Origin of the sequence: Comamonas guangdongensis, assembly GCF_041079535.1 — a bacterium.
Taxonomy (GTDB): Bacteria; Pseudomonadota; Gammaproteobacteria; order Burkholderiales; family Burkholderiaceae_C; genus Comamonas; species Comamonas guangdongensis.
Genome location: NZ_JBFYGN010000006.1, coordinates 126,805 through 139,859, shown reverse-complemented (window position 1 = coordinate 139,859; position 13,055 = coordinate 126,805). Strand labels below are relative to the sequence as shown.

13 protein-coding genes are annotated in these 13,055 nt (G+C 66.0%); 1 reads left to right on the top strand and 12 read right to left on the bottom strand.

Going from position 1 to position 13,055, the window contains the following annotated elements; all coding sequences use genetic code 11:
* Positions 1–4: 4 nt before the first annotated feature.
* From AB6724_RS07270 to AB6724_RS07245, 6 genes are all read right to left on the bottom strand, one after another.
* The gene (locus tag AB6724_RS07270) at positions 5–1,090 is read right to left on the bottom strand and encodes a Rieske 2Fe-2S domain-containing protein (protein ID WP_369337839.1); all 1,086 of its coding nucleotides are present in this window, start codon (positions 1,088–1,090) and stop codon (positions 5–7) included.
* Between the two features lie 18 nt (positions 1,091–1,108).
* Complete coding sequence (locus AB6724_RS07265) at positions 1,109–2,464, bottom strand: MFS transporter (protein ID WP_369337838.1); 1,356 nt, start codon at positions 2,462–2,464, stop codon at positions 1,109–1,111.
* Positions 2,465–2,690: 226 nt separating this feature from the next.
* Positions 2,691–3,176 (bottom strand): MarR family winged helix-turn-helix transcriptional regulator, encoded by a 486-nt coding sequence (locus AB6724_RS07260; protein ID WP_369337837.1) that lies wholly within the window; start codon positions 3,174–3,176, stop codon positions 2,691–2,693.
* 85 nt (positions 3,177–3,261) lie between these two features.
* A complete protein-coding gene (locus AB6724_RS07255) occupies positions 3,262–4,341 on the bottom strand; it encodes an aromatic ring-hydroxylating dioxygenase subunit alpha (RefSeq protein WP_369337836.1) in 1,080 nt (359 codons plus the stop codon).
* Between the two features lie 61 nt (positions 4,342–4,402).
* Positions 4,403–5,167, bottom strand: coding sequence for a GntR family transcriptional regulator (locus AB6724_RS07250; RefSeq protein ID WP_369337835.1), 765 nt, complete (start codon positions 5,165–5,167; stop codon positions 4,403–4,405).
* 162 nt (positions 5,168–5,329) lie between these two features.
* Complete coding sequence (locus tag AB6724_RS07245; RefSeq protein ID WP_369337834.1) at positions 5,330–7,162, bottom strand: ABCB family ABC transporter ATP-binding protein/permease; 1,833 nt, start codon at positions 7,160–7,162, stop codon at positions 5,330–5,332.
* Between the two features lie 41 nt (positions 7,163–7,203).
* Here AB6724_RS07245 and AB6724_RS07240 point away from each other — a divergent pair, with 41 nt between their 5' ends.
* The gene (locus AB6724_RS07240) at positions 7,204–7,665 is read left to right on the top strand and encodes an acyl-CoA thioesterase (RefSeq protein ID WP_369337833.1); all 462 of its coding nucleotides are present in this window, start codon (positions 7,204–7,206) and stop codon (positions 7,663–7,665) included.
* Between the two features lie 64 nt (positions 7,666–7,729).
* On the opposite strand, the gene AB6724_RS07235 is transcribed toward AB6724_RS07240, so the two are convergent.
* From AB6724_RS07235 to AB6724_RS07210, 6 genes are all read right to left on the bottom strand, one after another.
* Positions 7,730–8,314, bottom strand: coding sequence for a bactofilin family protein (locus AB6724_RS07235; RefSeq protein WP_369337832.1), 585 nt, complete (start codon positions 8,312–8,314; stop codon positions 7,730–7,732).
* Positions 8,315–8,510: 196 nt separating this feature from the next.
* A complete protein-coding gene (locus tag AB6724_RS07230) occupies positions 8,511–9,023 on the bottom strand; it encodes a thioesterase family protein (protein ID WP_369337831.1) in 513 nt (170 codons plus the stop codon).
* 171 nt (positions 9,024–9,194) lie between these two features.
* A complete protein-coding gene (locus tag AB6724_RS07225) occupies positions 9,195–9,980 on the bottom strand; it encodes an enoyl-CoA hydratase (protein WP_369337830.1) in 786 nt (261 codons plus the stop codon).
* A gap of 45 nt (positions 9,981–10,025) precedes the next feature.
* On the bottom strand, positions 10,026–10,859 hold the full coding sequence (locus tag AB6724_RS07220) for an acyl-CoA thioesterase (protein ID WP_369337829.1): 834 nt from the start codon (positions 10,857–10,859) through the stop codon (positions 10,026–10,028).
* A 37-nt stretch (positions 10,860–10,896) separates the two neighbouring features.
* On the bottom strand, positions 10,897–11,835 hold the full coding sequence (locus tag AB6724_RS07215) for an alpha/beta hydrolase family protein (protein WP_369337828.1): 939 nt from the start codon (positions 11,833–11,835) through the stop codon (positions 10,897–10,899).
* 17 nt (positions 11,836–11,852) lie between these two features.
* Positions 11,853–13,049 carry an acetyl-CoA C-acyltransferase gene (locus AB6724_RS07210; protein ID WP_369337827.1) on the bottom strand — a complete coding sequence of 399 codons (1,197 nt, stop codon included), beginning with the start codon at positions 13,047–13,049 and terminating at the stop codon, positions 11,853–11,855.
* Positions 13,050–13,055: the final 6 nt, after the last annotated feature.

Below are 13,055 nucleotides of genomic sequence, written 5' to 3'. Positions count from 1 at the left end.
TTGCTCATGCCGGCGCCACGCCCTCCCGGGCCCTGGCACTGGCTGCGCGCAGGCGCTCTATGACGCGCCGCGCGCGGTTGGGCCCGACGTCCACGTGGATGTCGACCACGGGGCGCGAGCCAAAACGCTGCTGGTTGCGGAACTGGGCCTCGATCACCACCTTGTCTTCCTCGAAGGTGGCCGCCGTCTGATCGATCACCAGCTGCGTCGGGTCCTGCATCCCGGGATGCGGATTGGTGGCGATGGTCCAGAAGTAATGGGCCGAGGTCTCGGTTTCCGGTGTCACGCCGTGAAAGCCGCGCATGTGGAAACCCTGGCGCTGCGGGTTGTCGAGCCGGTCCGCGTCCTTGTCCATGGCACCGGTCCAGATGCGCACATGCGAGGGATGGAACTCGACCTCCTGCCAGCGGTCGATGCGCCCCTTAAAGGGCCAGGCCGCCGCATAGGTTGGCGGCGGCTCGGAGTCGGGCATCCAGCGCACCACCTTGACCGAATCGCCCTCCTGGCTGACCTTGAGCTCTGCATTCATGTGGATGCTGGCGTTGCCGCCTATGGTCTTGAGGTGGACATAGCCCAGATGGCTCAGGTCCAGCAGGTTGTCGTGGATCAGCTGGTAGGGCGCATCGTAGTGATAGACGCCGCCGCCGAAGCGGTAGTCCGGATCGCTATGCACCGCATAGGCCGGCGGCTCTGCGGCGGGCCGGGAATCGGGCGTGGTGCCCATCCAGATCCAGAGAATCTGGTCGCGCTCGCGCAGTTCGAAGGACTTGACGCAGGCCTTGGCCGGAATGCGCTCCTGGCCGGGAATCTCCAGGCAGCGCCCGCCATGGTCGTACAGCATTCCGTGGTAGCCGCAGCGCAGCCCCCTGTCCTCGACGGTGCCGCAAGACAGCGGCAGCTCGCGGTGACAGCAGCGGTCCTCCAGCGCGGCGACCTGGCCGTCGGCGGTGCGGAACAGCACCAGGGGCTGGCCCAGCAGGGTGCGGGCCAGCGGCGCATCCTTCAACTCCCAGGAAAAGCCCGCCACATACCACTGGTCCAACGGGAAAGACGGCAGCGATGCCAGCGGCGCCTGAACGGTTTGAGTCATGGTGTCTCCTGTTGGCGCTCAGTGCGCGGCCAGCGCGGCCGCACCGCCATTGCCGGAACGGGAGGCCGAGGGGCCTTCGATGCGGTGCAGCGAAACGATGACGGCCGCGAACACAAAGGCCACGCCATAGCCCACATACAGCTGGCTCGGCGACCAGGCCGCATCGAGCAATCCGCCCGCCACCAGCGGCGAGACGATGGCGCCTATGCGCCCCACGCCTATGCCCCAGCCCACGCCGGTGGCTCGCACCTCGCTGCCGTAGACCGCGGGAGCGATCGCATACAGGCCGGCCACGCAGCCGTTCACAAAGACGCCGATCAGAAAAGCCAGCGCATACGAGACCCACAGCGCGCCGGAGCTGCCGACCAGAAAGCACAGCAGCACGGCCGTGATCAGCATGAAGACCGCCAGAGCGCGGTGAATCGCAAAGCGCGCCGCCAGCAGGCCCAGCAGCGTGGCGCCCAGAATGCCGCCCAGGCTCAGCAGCACGCCGCTGGTCACGCCCTGCTCCGCCGTGAGCCCCGAAGCGGCCAGCAGCTTGGGCGTCCAGCTCATCACGAAGTAAAAGCCGAACATCACCGAGAAAAAGGACAGCCAGACCAGCAGCGTGGGCCGGCGCAGACCCGCGGAGAACAGCTGCAGCGGGCCGCGCGGCTTGGCCGCGCCCCCGGCGTCGGCCGCCGCAGGCATGGAGGCCAGCGCCGGCAGGCCCAGCCGCACCATCAGCGCATTCAGCCGCTCCAGCGCGCCCTTGGGGCGGCGGGCCAGCAGAAAGTCCAGCGACTCCGGCAGCGCAAACCAGGCGATCACGAACACCGCCAGCGTGCAAGCGCCGCCGAACATGAAGACCGAGCGCCAGCCCTGGTGGGCGAGCAGCCAGACCGCAATGCTGCCGCCTATGCTGGCGCCCAGCGCATAGCCGGTGGACTGCAGGGTCACGGCCAGGCTGCGCCAGCGCTGGGACGCATATTCGCTGGCAATCACATTGCTGCAGGCCAGAATGCCGCCCACGCCCAGGCCCGTGAGCACGCGCAGCGCGGCCAGCTGCGTCGGCGTCTGGCTCCAGGCCGAGGCCAGCATGCCGACTCCCGAGATCGCCAGGCAGGCCAGGATCAGCGGCCGGCGCCCGAGCTTGTCGGCCCAGGGGGCCAGCAGCAGCGATCCGGCAGCCATGCCGAACAGGCCGGCGCTGAGCAGAAAGCCCAGCTCGGCGCCGCCGAGCTTCCAGTGCGCCGAGACGGAGGAAGCGGTGAAGGCCATGACCAGCACGTCAAAGCCGTCGATCATGTTGAGGGCCATGCAGACCCCCACCACAGACCACTGGAACACGGTCATGGGCCGCTGGTCCAGATGCGCGCGCAGGTTCTGGCTCATGGCTGCACCTCCTGCATCAAAGGTTGTGCGCCGCTTGCGGGCCGAGTTCGGGAAATACGCAGTTTCATGGTTGTCTCCTGTGGTTTTCTTTTTTCATTCAGCATACTTAATCTCATTCAGTTTACTGAATGAAGATTTGCATGCAGTCAGGGATTTCCCGCGCCGTGACTAGTCCGTCATGGCGCCTGAGGACCCGCACCCGGCGCGGGCAGACCGCGGACTGCGGTTATTTGCGGTCCGTGGCGGAATCCGGCTCGGCCGCGGCTTCGCCGGCATCGTGCAGCTGCACGAACTTGCGCAGCAGGCGCTTGAACTCCGCCTGCTCCTCGGGCTCCAGTGCCGAGAGCATGCGCTGGCGCAGCTCGTGCACATTGGGCACGAAGGACGCCAGCATGGCCTCGCCCTCGGCCGTGAGGCTCAGGCGGCGCTGGCGCCGAGGCAGGATCTCGCGGTGAATCCAGCCCTTGCTCTCCAGGCGCGCTGCGATGTCGGCCGTGGTCGAGTTGTCCAGCGCCACCAGCCGCGCCAGCGTCACCTGGTCTATGCCCGGTGACTCCTGCAGCATGCGCAGGATGGCGTACTGCACCGGCGTCACATCGGGCCCGAGCACATCGCGGAACAGCTGCGTGGCGATCTGCTGCGCGCGCCGGATCAGATGGCCGGGCTGGTCGTAGAGGTCCAGGGAAAGCAGGTCTGGGGCGGGAGATGGCATGCTGCGGCGAAACAAAGGCTGGCGGTGAGACAGCCTTCGAGATTACCGCATTCATGGGCATCGTCTCTCCCTGATCGCCTGCAGCTCAGGCCACGGCGGCCTGCAGGACCGGCATGGCCTGCTCGTCGGCAATCAGACGCTCGATGATCTTGCGCGACTGCACGCCGCCCGCATCGATGTTGAGCTTGAGCAGCTGGCGCTCGGGATAGTCGGCCAGATTGCGCTGCTGCAGCTCCAGCATTTCGAGATCCTCGCTGAAGATCTTGTGCTGGCCCGCGCGGATCTGTTCGGTGACCGCGGCGTCGCCGGGATTGAACTTGCGCGCCATGCCCCAGAAGTACCACATGGAGCCATCGGTCTCGGGCGTGATGAAGTCCACGACCACGCTGTAGACCTTGTGTGCATCGGCCGCCTCGTAGCCGCCCTGGCCCGCATGGGCCACGCCGACCTCGATCATCACATGGCTGGGCGGCGTGAAGCGGCAGATCTGCCAGCGGTCCACGTTCACGTCATCGGCCAGGCCATTGCTGCGCAGCGCCATCTGCCAGAACGGCGGCGCGGGAATATCTTGCATGAAGCGGCTGGTCACGACCTCGGCCTCGCCATGAACCTCGGTCTTGCAGGGCGTCTCATCGATCTCGGCCTGGCCTATGCTCGTCGCATGCACATAGGTCTCGTGCGTGAGATCCATGAGGTTGTCTATCATCAGCCGATAGTCGGCCTTGATATGGAACAGGCCACCGTCGTAGGCCCACTCGGGATTGTCATGCCATTGCAGCTGCGGGATCAGCGCCGCGTCGGCCTGCTCCCTGTCGCCGGGCCAGACCCAGACGAAGCCGTAACGCTCCTCGACCGCATAGCTCTTGATCGCGGGAAAGCCGCGCACGCGCTGGCCCGGCATGGCGATGGTCTTGCCGTCGCAGCCCATTTCCAGGCCGTGATAGCCGCAGACCAGCTTGCCCTCGCAGACCCGGCCCAGGGACAGCGGCGCACCGCGGTGCGGACAGAAATCCTCGACGGCCGCAATCCGGCCCTCCTGGGCGCGGTAGAAAACCATGCGCTCGCCGCAGATCTGGCGGCCCAGGGGCTGGTCCTGGACTTCGGCCGCTTTCGCAGCCACGTACCAGGTATTGCGTGGAAAAGTACTGGGCTTGGGGGTGCTCATCGAGGATCTCCTTGTCTTTGTGGTGTTCAGGCCGGCGACACGGGCCGCGGCAGGGCCGGCTCTAGCGTCCGGCGCGAATCAGCTGGGCGCCCGGAACGCCCGCGGTTTCCGGTGATTCCATGGCCTCGCGCAGATTGCGCCGGGCGATGCGCGAGTGCTCCTTCATCAGCGCTTCGGCGCGCGCGCCCTCGCGCTGCTCTATGGCCTCCAGCACCTGCCGGTGCTGCTCCTGCGCCAGCATCAGGCTGCGGTGCGCACGCGGCGATTCCGCACGCGCGACCACGAAACCCGAGGGGGAGGCGAACGGCAGGCGCTTGACCCGCTCCAGCTCGCGCTGCATGAAGGCGCTGCCCGACATCTCGAGCAGCACGTCGTGGAATTCGGAATTCAGCGCCACATAGCGCGAAAAAGCTTCGTCGCCCCAGCCTGCGGCATCGAGCACGCGGTCTATGGCATCCAGGCAGCGCGCGGCGCGCGCCAGCAGCTGGGCATCGACGCCGCGCTCGGCGGCCAGGCGCGCGGCCAGGCCCTCTAGCGTGCCGCGCAGCTCGATGGCATCTGAGACATCGGCCTCGGAAAACACCCGCACGCGATAGCCGCGCCCGCCGGCCATGGCTTCAAGCATGCCCTCCTGCTCCAGACGCATCAGCGCCGCGCGAATCGGGGTTCTGGAAATGCCCAGCCGCTCCACGATGGCCAGCTCGGCGATGCGCTCCCCGGCCGCCAGTTCTCCGGCCAGGATCATCTCGCGCAGCTGCAGCTGCACCTTTACGACCTGGGAATGGCTTTCTTCGGCGATGAGGGCCGGGGCTATGGCTTGGGTCATGTCTCTGCGTATTTTTTTGATGGAATGAATGTATACATAAAAATCAATAAATGGCGTTTTTTCCGCAATTAAAAGGGAAAATACCTATCTCAATGTATACATACAAGCAATATTCGGGCGAAAAAAAGCCACCCAGGAGGCGGCTTCCAGAACCGGTGCTGGCTACTCGGTCTCGGCCAGCGTTTCGGGCTGATTGAGCTGAAGGTTCCACATCTGCGCATAGCGCCCACCCGCGGCCAGCAAGGCCTCGTGAGTGCCGCGCTCAATGATGCGGCCGGCCTCCATGACCAGGATTTCATGCGCCTCGACCACGGTGGACAGGCGGTGCGCGATCACCAGCGAAGTCTTGCCCTGGGCGGCGCTGCGCAGCTCGTTCTGGATGGCACGCTCGTTGGCCGAATCCAGCGCCGAGGTGGCCTCGTCGAAGATCAGTATCGGCGGGTTCTTGAGCAGGGTGCGCGCAATCGCCACACGCTGCTTTTCGCCGCCCGACAGCTTGAGGCCGCGCTCGCCCACGCGCGTCGCATAGCCCTGGGGCGTGGCCTCGATGAAATCATGGATGCGCGCCGCCCTGGCCGCGGCCACCACCTGCTCGCGCGAGGCGCCGGGCTGGCCGTAGGCTATGTTGTATTCGACCGTGTCGTTGAACAGCACCGTGTCCTGCGGCACGATGCCCACGGCGGCGCGCACGCTGGCCTGGGTCACGCTGCGGATGTCCTGGCCCGCAATGCGCACCTGGCCGCCCTGTACGTCATAGAAGCGGAACAGCAGCCGCGCCAGCGTGCTCTTGCCCGAGCCCGAGGGGCCGACCACGGCCACGGTCTTGCCCGCCGGGATTGTGAAGCTCACATCGTGCAGAATGGGCCGCGCAGGGTCGTAGGCGAAGTCCACATGCTCGAAGCGCACTTCGGGCGGCCGGTTGCCGGTATGCAGGGCCTTGGCGCCCGGCACATCGGCCACTTCGCGCTCCTTGTCCATGAGCGTGAACATGCGCTCCAGATCGGTGAGGCTTTGCTTGATCTCGCGGTAGATCACGCCCAGGAAGTTGAGCGGGATATAGAGCTGGATCATGAAGGCATTGATCATGACCAGATCGCCCAGCGTCAGGCGCCCATCGACCACGCCCTGGGTGGCGCGCCAGAGTATGGCCACCAGCGCCGCGCCGATGATGAGCTGCTGGCCGCAGTTGAGCATGGACAGCGTGGTCTGGCTCTTGAGCCGCACGCGGCGCAGCTTTTCCAGGTTTTCGTCGTAGCGTTCGGCCTCGAACTTCTCGTTGTTGAAGTATTTGACGGTTTCGTAATTGAGCAGCGAATCTATGGCCTTGGTATGGGCCGCGGATTCCTGGGCATTGGCTTCCTTCCTGAAGCGCGTGCGCCACTCGGTCACCGTCACCGTGAAAGCGATGTAGAAGACCAGGGCCGCCAGCGTGATGAGCGCAAACCACACGTCGAAGCGTAGCGCCAGAATGCCCAGCACCAGGCCCATCTCGATCAGCGTGGGCAGGATGGAATACAGCGAATACGAAATCAGCGACTCGGTGCTGCGCACGCCGCGCTCGATGTCGCGCGTCATGCCGCCGGTCTGGCGCTCCAGATGAAAGCGCAGGCTCAAAGCATGCAGATGCTCGAAGGTCGATAGCGCGATCGAGCGCGACGTGCCCTGCGTGGCCTTGGCAAAGACCAGATCGCGCAGCTCGGTGAACAGGGTCGAGGAAAAGCGCAGCAGCCCGTAGGCCACCAGCAGGCCCACCGGCACCACCAGCAGCGCCTGCGCCTGACCGGTCTTGATGTCCAGCGCATCGACCAGATGCTTGAGCAGCACCGGCACGCCCACATTGGCCAGTTTGGCGCCAACCATGAACAGCAGGGCCGCCAGCACGCGCCACTTGTACTCCCAGAGATAAGGCAGCAGACGCCTGAGCGCGCTCCAATCCCCGGAAGTCGATGTTGAAGTTAAGGGTAAATCCTTAGAGGAACCACTATCACGGCGCATTTGGGACAATTCGAGAAGTTCTGTTTTCTCCCATTGTGCCAATGCCACCTCGTCCAGACCTTCCCTCCCAGCCTTTGCCCGAAGACAAGGAGCTGGTTCTCAAAGTCGTCCCCATGCCGGCCGATGTCAACGCCAACGGCGACATCTTCGGCGGCTGGGTCATGGCTCAGGTGGACCTCGCGGGTTCCGTCCTGCCCCAGCGCATCAGCCACACGCGCATGGTGACGGTGGCCGTCAACGAGTTCATCTTCAAGCAACCCGTGCGCGTGGGCGACATTCTGTCGTTCTATGCCGGCGTCCAGCATGTGGGCCGCACCTCGGTGGCCGTGGACGTGGAAGTGTTTGCCGAACGCTTCTCGGACCAGGGCAAGTATGTGAAGGTCACGGAAGCGCGCCTGACCTATGTGGCCATCGACGCCACGGGCAAGCCCCAGGCCCTGCCGGATACCGAGCAGACCCGTGCCTGGCGCGAGAAGATCGCAGCCCAGGCCCTGAAGAGCTGAGGCCCTCAGCCATCATGAAAAAAGCGACCGTGGGTCGCTTTTTTATGGCCTGTGCGCGCAAGACTCAGATGCCGGCGGAATTGCTCTCGGTGCTGCCTGCGGCCTTGCCCGCCGAAGCGCTGCCGGCCAAGCTCCTGCCCGCCTCGATCTGTCCCGTCAGCTCGCCGCCTTCCTCGATCACCACCTTGCCGTAGCGGATCTTGCCGCTGACCTTGCCCGAGCCGTAGATCACCAGCTTTTCGCGCACGGTGAGCGTGCCGTCGAACTTGCCGTGGATCTCGGCAATGTCGATCTCCGCCGTGCCGTGAAAAGCACCATGCTCCGCGATCTTGATGACGCGCGAGTTCATGGTGGCCTCTACCGTGCCCTCCACCACCAGGGTGTCGCAGTCCGTGATTTCCACGCCCTTGAGCTTGATGTTCGGCCCCACGGTGAGCTTGCTGCCGCCCGTGCCCTCGGACGAGGGGGCGGGCGCGGCCGGTGCGGTCGTCGCGCGCAGCGAGCTCGGGGATGTCGAGACACTGCCGCTCAAGGAGCTGCCCAGATTGCTGCCCGTGCCGGCACTGCCTGCGGACGACCCCGTGACGGAATTACGGGAAGAAAAACTGTCGCTATCGCGCTTGCCAAAGAACGGGTTTTGCACAGCCATTGCAGGAATCTCCTTGTCAGAAAAACCGTATCCTAGGCAGCACGGGCGACTACATTTGCCGCCATCTCGCAATATCGGTAAGCAAAGCTTTCACAAGTTTCAACTACTTGCAGGCATTGCCTGAACTCACAGAATGAAGGATCTGGCAGCATTTACGCCGCCAGCCCAGAAACAGAAAGCGCCAGGCGCTCTTATTTCAGGAGACGATATAGGCCGCCGTGCCCGTGGACAGCAGCTCGCCATCGGCGGAGAGAAACTCCATCTGGGTATTGGCCACGCGCGAGCCCAGGCGGATCACCTTGGCGGTGAGCAGGAATTCCTTGCCTATGCCGGGACGCATATAGTCCACGCGCAGGTCGATGGTGCCCAGCCGCGAAAAACGATGCAGGCGCTCCATGGGCGTGTCGTCCATATGGCGCGCCGCAATCGCCGCCATCACGGCCAGCCCGCCCATGGAATCCAGCCCCGCGCTGATCACGCCGCCATGGATGCGCTCGTAGGCCGCATGCCCGATCAGCTCGGGACGCATGGCCAGACGGCCTTGCACCAGCGTGGGCGTGATCTCGCCGATCTTCAGCCCTATGGTCTGGTTGAAGGCCACGCGCCGCTCGAAAATCTCGCGCAGACCGGCGATGAACTCGGGCTCGAACTGCACGGCCTCGGCCGCGGCCTGGGCCTGTTTACGGGACTGGGGGGTTTGGGATGTCATATACCTGCTCGAGAACCGCCGGGGCAGACGCCAGCAGCCCGGCGCGGTCAGTTCAATGCGCTCGCGCCGCTGGCGCGAGCAGTCGGCATCAGCACTTGCTGAAGTCCGGGTGCCGTTTTTGGTGAAAACCGCCCCCCTTGCTGCGCTCGTGCTGCTGCGCAGCAGTGGACTTCAGCACTTGCTGAAGTCCGGTTGCCGTTTTTCCATGAACGCGGTCAGCGCTTCCTTGGCTGCAGGTTCGCGCAGCATGCGCGCGAAGACCGCGCCTTCTTCCGCGATGCGCTCGCTCACGGCCCTGGTCTGGCCGCCCTTCATCAGGCGCTTGGTTTCCATCAGCGAAGACAGGGGCTTGCGCGCCAGCTTCTTGGCCTGGGCCTGGGCCAGCGCGTTGCATTCGCTGGGCGGCACCACGCGGTTGACCAGACCCACCTCAAGCGCGGCCTCGGCCATGAAGGGCTCGCCCAGCAGCAGCGCCTCGGCCGCGCGGTGATAGCCCAGCATCTGCGGCAGCAGCAGGCTGGAGGCGGCCTCGGGGCAGACGCCGAGGTTGATGAAGGGCAGGGAAAAGGCCGCGTTGTCGCCCGCATAGACCAGATCGCAGTGCAGCAGCAGCGTGGTGCCTATGCCCACGGCCGGGCCGCAGACTGCGGCGATCAACGGCTTGGGAAAGGCCGAGATTTCCTGCAGGAAACGCCATACCGGCGCATCGCCGCCCATGGCGCCGGGCGTGGCCGCCTGCTTGAGGAAGTCGGCAATGTCGTTGCCGGCGCTGAAGATGGCGACATCGCCCTGGAACACCACCACCCGCACGGCAGCGTCGGCCTTGGCCGAGGCCAGCGCATCGGCCATCTGGGTGTACATGGCCTCGGTGATGGAGTTCTTCTTGTCCACACGGTTGAAGGTGATGGTGCGCACGCCGTCTTCGGTGTGCACCAGAATGTCCTGGTTTTCGCTCATGGTCTTGCCTTGTAGGGTGAATCTGAAAGCGCTGCGGAGAGCGCCCTATTCCTTGTAGTAAACGATCTGGTGACTGGTGGCCAGCATCAGGCCGGAGTCGCTCCACAGCTGGGCCGTCTGGTCAAAAAAGCCGTTGCGAAACTCCTGCCCGCGCGCCTGCGCCAGCAGCGGAGCCTCGCCCGCCGCCGCCAGCTCGTCGCGCCCCGTGTGGAAGTACACGGTGATGGACACCGTGCCCGCCGGCACGCGCGCGGCACGGCGCAGCCACACCCGCGGATAGAACACATCGGCAACCGCAGCCAGCGATGCGAAATCCAGCGGACGCGGCGGATTGTCCCTCACCCAGAGCCGGGTGCAGCTGTCGCGCTCGGCGCCATCGCTGTGCGCAGGCAGAATGCCGTCCACAAAGCGCATCTCGTAGCGCTTGAGCCATTGCACCGCATCAACCAGGGCCGGCGCGCGCTGCACCTCGGCCGCGGGCAGGACCTCCGGCATGGGGGCGTCGGTCGCGCTCCAGGTCTGGCGGCGCACCGCCGTCACCGCCGTGGCCGTGGTCACCACCTGCAGGCTGCCGTCTTCGCCGGCCTGTCTCACCGTCAGCAGCCAGTGCTGGGTGGAGCGGTTGGTACGCACGGGGTCGGCATCGATCTCGAAAGCCCCGGCGCCCATGGCCGCCGCATAGTTGACGGTGATGGACACGGGGTCGCCCAGGCATTGCGGATGCTGCTGCATGGCCTGGACCAGCGCGGCCGCCGTGATGCCGCCATAGGGCCCCACCATGTTCCAGTAATCCCGCGAGGCCTGCCCCTGGTAGCGGCCCGGCACTCCCGTGGCCACCAGGGCGATGGCGCGATCAAAAGGATGGATGTCTGTGCTCATGGATCTCAGTGTTGCGCAAAGCCGGGAATGAAAGCCGTCAAGCAGGTGACTCTTGCGGCCCGAACAAGGGTTTGCCTGGACCGCCCTCGCCCAGGCGCCAGCTCTGCAGCAGCGGCAACAGCGGCCGCCACAGTAGCTCACGCATCTCCTCTCGGAAATACCCCATATGGCCTATGCGCCCCGAAGGAGCGAGCGCCGGATCCACGCGCTCGAGCAGGCCCGGGGCGTTCTTGTACCAGCCCAGCAGCGCTTGCACGCTGGCCAGCGACATCATCTCGTCGTCTTCGAAGTACAGCGCATGCAGCGGATAGCGCGCCGCCGCATAGGCCTCGGCGGCCCAGAGCCCTTCCACGCCTATGCCGTAGTCGGGGTTCAGGCACCAGCGCCGCCATTGCCACAGCACGCCGGCCGGCAGGTCTCCGATGATGCCCAGCTTGCGGCCCGGGAAGCCGCCGCACAGCGCCGTGGCCAGAGGAGCGATGCCCCACCAGAAAAGCCGAACCAGGCGCCGCGTCGGCGCCGCGTTGTCGCGCCAGTAGCCGCTGCCGCTGCCCACGGACAGCAGGCCGTTGATGGGCAGGGCCGTCGGCGCCAGCCCCGGCAGCTGCGAGCCCAAGCTGTGGCCTATCCAGATCAGGGCCTGGTCCGGAAACTGCTGCTTGAGCTGCTCGGCAACCCGCTGGCAGTCCTGCACCCAGTCCAGCAGATCGGCCCTGGCCGCGCGCAGCGGCCCCTGTAGCGACAGGCCATGGCCGCGATAGTCGAAGGTGGTCACGCCATAGCCCTGCTCGGCCAGCCAGCTCGCGAACTGCTGGTAATAGCTTTGCAGCACGCCCATGGCCGGGGCCACGACCACCTGCGCCAGCGCCCTCCCCGTCGCGGGCTGGCATTGGCGCAGCACCAGGCGCCCGGCGCCGGCAGAGATGGGCAGGCCCATCTCCGTCCATTGCACCGCGGGCTGCTCGCTGCTCTGCATGAACTGCCCCTTAGCGCTCAGACGCGCTCGAAGATGCCGGCAGCGCCCTGGCCCATGCCCACGCACATGGTGACCATGCCATGCTTGAGCTTGTGGCGCTGAAGCGCATGCACCACGGTGGCGGCGCGGATGGCGCCCGTGGCTCCCAGCGGGTGACCCAGGGCGATCGCTCCGCCCATGGGGTTGACCTTGGCCGGATCCAGTCCCAGGGTGTTCACCACGGCCAGGGACTGTGCCGCGAAGGCCTCGTTGAGCTCGTACCAGTCGATGTCCTCCTGCTTCAGGCCCGCATAGCGCAGCGCCGCAGGGATGGCTTCGATCGGGCCTATGCCCATGATGGACGGCGGCACGCCCTTGCTCGCGTAGCTGACGAAGCGCGCCAGCGGCGTGAGGCCGAAGCGCTTGACGGCGGCTTCGCTAGCAATGATCAGCGCCCCCGCGCCATCGCTGGTCTGCGAGCTGTTGCCCGCCGTCACCGAGCCGCGCGCCGCGAATACGGTGCGCAGCTTGGCCAGGCCTTCGAGGCTGGTATCGGGGCGCGGGCCTTCGTCGAGGCTCACGGTACGCGTGCTGGCCACGGTCTCGCCCGTGGCAATGTTCAGCGTGCGATCCGTCACCTCGATCGGCGTGATCTCGTCGCGGAACTCGCCGGCCTGCTGGGCCGCGATGGCGCGGCGGTGCGACTCCAGCGCGAATGCGTCCTGGGCTTCGCGCGAGACCTTCCACTGCTGGGCCACTTTCTCGGCCGTCAGCCCCATGCCGTAGGCAATGCCGACATCGCCATCGCGCTCGAAGATGCTGGGCGAGAGGCTGGGCGCATTGCCCATCATGGGCACCATGCTCATGCTCTCCACGCCCGCGGCGATCATCACGTCGGCCTCGCCCACGCGGATGCGGTCGGCCGCCATGGCCACGGCGCTCAGGCCCGAGGCGCAGAAGCGGTTGACCGTGATGCCGCCGATGCTGGTGGGCAGGCCCGCCAGCACGGCGCCGATGCGCGCCACGTTCAGGCCCTGCTGGGCCTCGGGAATCGCGCAGCCGCAGACGATGTCCTCGATGGCCTTGGGGTCCAGGCCCGGAGCCTGGGCCAGCGCCGCCTTGAGCGTGGTGGCCAGCAGATCGTCGGGACGGTAGTTGCGGAAAAAGCCTTTGTGCGAGCGACCAATGGGCGTTCGCGTGGCCGCAACGATATAGGCGTCTTGTACTTGTTTCATCTTTGT

Coding starts and splice junctions, on each gene's coding strand:
- AB6724_RS07245 (WP_369337834.1), bottom strand. CDS start 7,162: ATGCGCCGTGATAGTGGTTCCTCTAAGGATTTACCCTTAACTTCAACA.
- AB6724_RS07260 (WP_369337837.1), bottom strand. CDS start 3,176: ATGCCATCTCCCGCCCCAGACCTGCTTTCCCTGGACCTCTACGACCAG.
- AB6724_RS07240 (WP_369337833.1), top strand. CDS start 7,204: ATGCCACCTCGTCCAGACCTTCCCTCCCAGCCTTTGCCCGAAGACAAG.
- AB6724_RS07220 (WP_369337829.1), bottom strand. CDS start 10,859: ATGAGCACAGACATCCATCCTTTTGATCGCGCCATCGCCCTGGTGGCC.
- AB6724_RS07270 (WP_369337839.1), bottom strand. CDS start 1,090: ATGACTCAAACCGTTCAGGCGCCGCTGGCATCGCTGCCGTCTTTCCCG.
- AB6724_RS07215 (WP_369337828.1), bottom strand. CDS start 11,835: ATGCAGAGCAGCGAGCAGCCCGCGGTGCAATGGACGGAGATGGGCCTG.
- AB6724_RS07230 (WP_369337831.1), bottom strand. CDS start 9,023: ATGACATCCCAAACCCCCCAGTCCCGTAAACAGGCCCAGGCCGCGGCC.
- AB6724_RS07250 (WP_369337835.1), bottom strand. CDS start 5,167: ATGACCCAAGCCATAGCCCCGGCCCTCATCGCCGAAGAAAGCCATTCC.
- AB6724_RS07265 (WP_369337838.1), bottom strand. CDS start 2,464: ATGAGCCAGAACCTGCGCGCGCATCTGGACCAGCGGCCCATGACCGTG.
- AB6724_RS07225 (WP_369337830.1), bottom strand. CDS start 9,980: ATGAGCGAAAACCAGGACATTCTGGTGCACACCGAAGACGGCGTGCGC.
- AB6724_RS07210 (WP_369337827.1), bottom strand. CDS start 13,049: ATGAAACAAGTACAAGACGCCTATATCGTTGCGGCCACGCGAACGCCC.
- AB6724_RS07235 (WP_369337832.1), bottom strand. CDS start 8,314: ATGGCTGTGCAAAACCCGTTCTTTGGCAAGCGCGATAGCGACAGTTTT.
- AB6724_RS07255 (WP_369337836.1), bottom strand. CDS start 4,341: ATGAGCACCCCCAAGCCCAGTACTTTTCCACGCAATACCTGGTACGTG.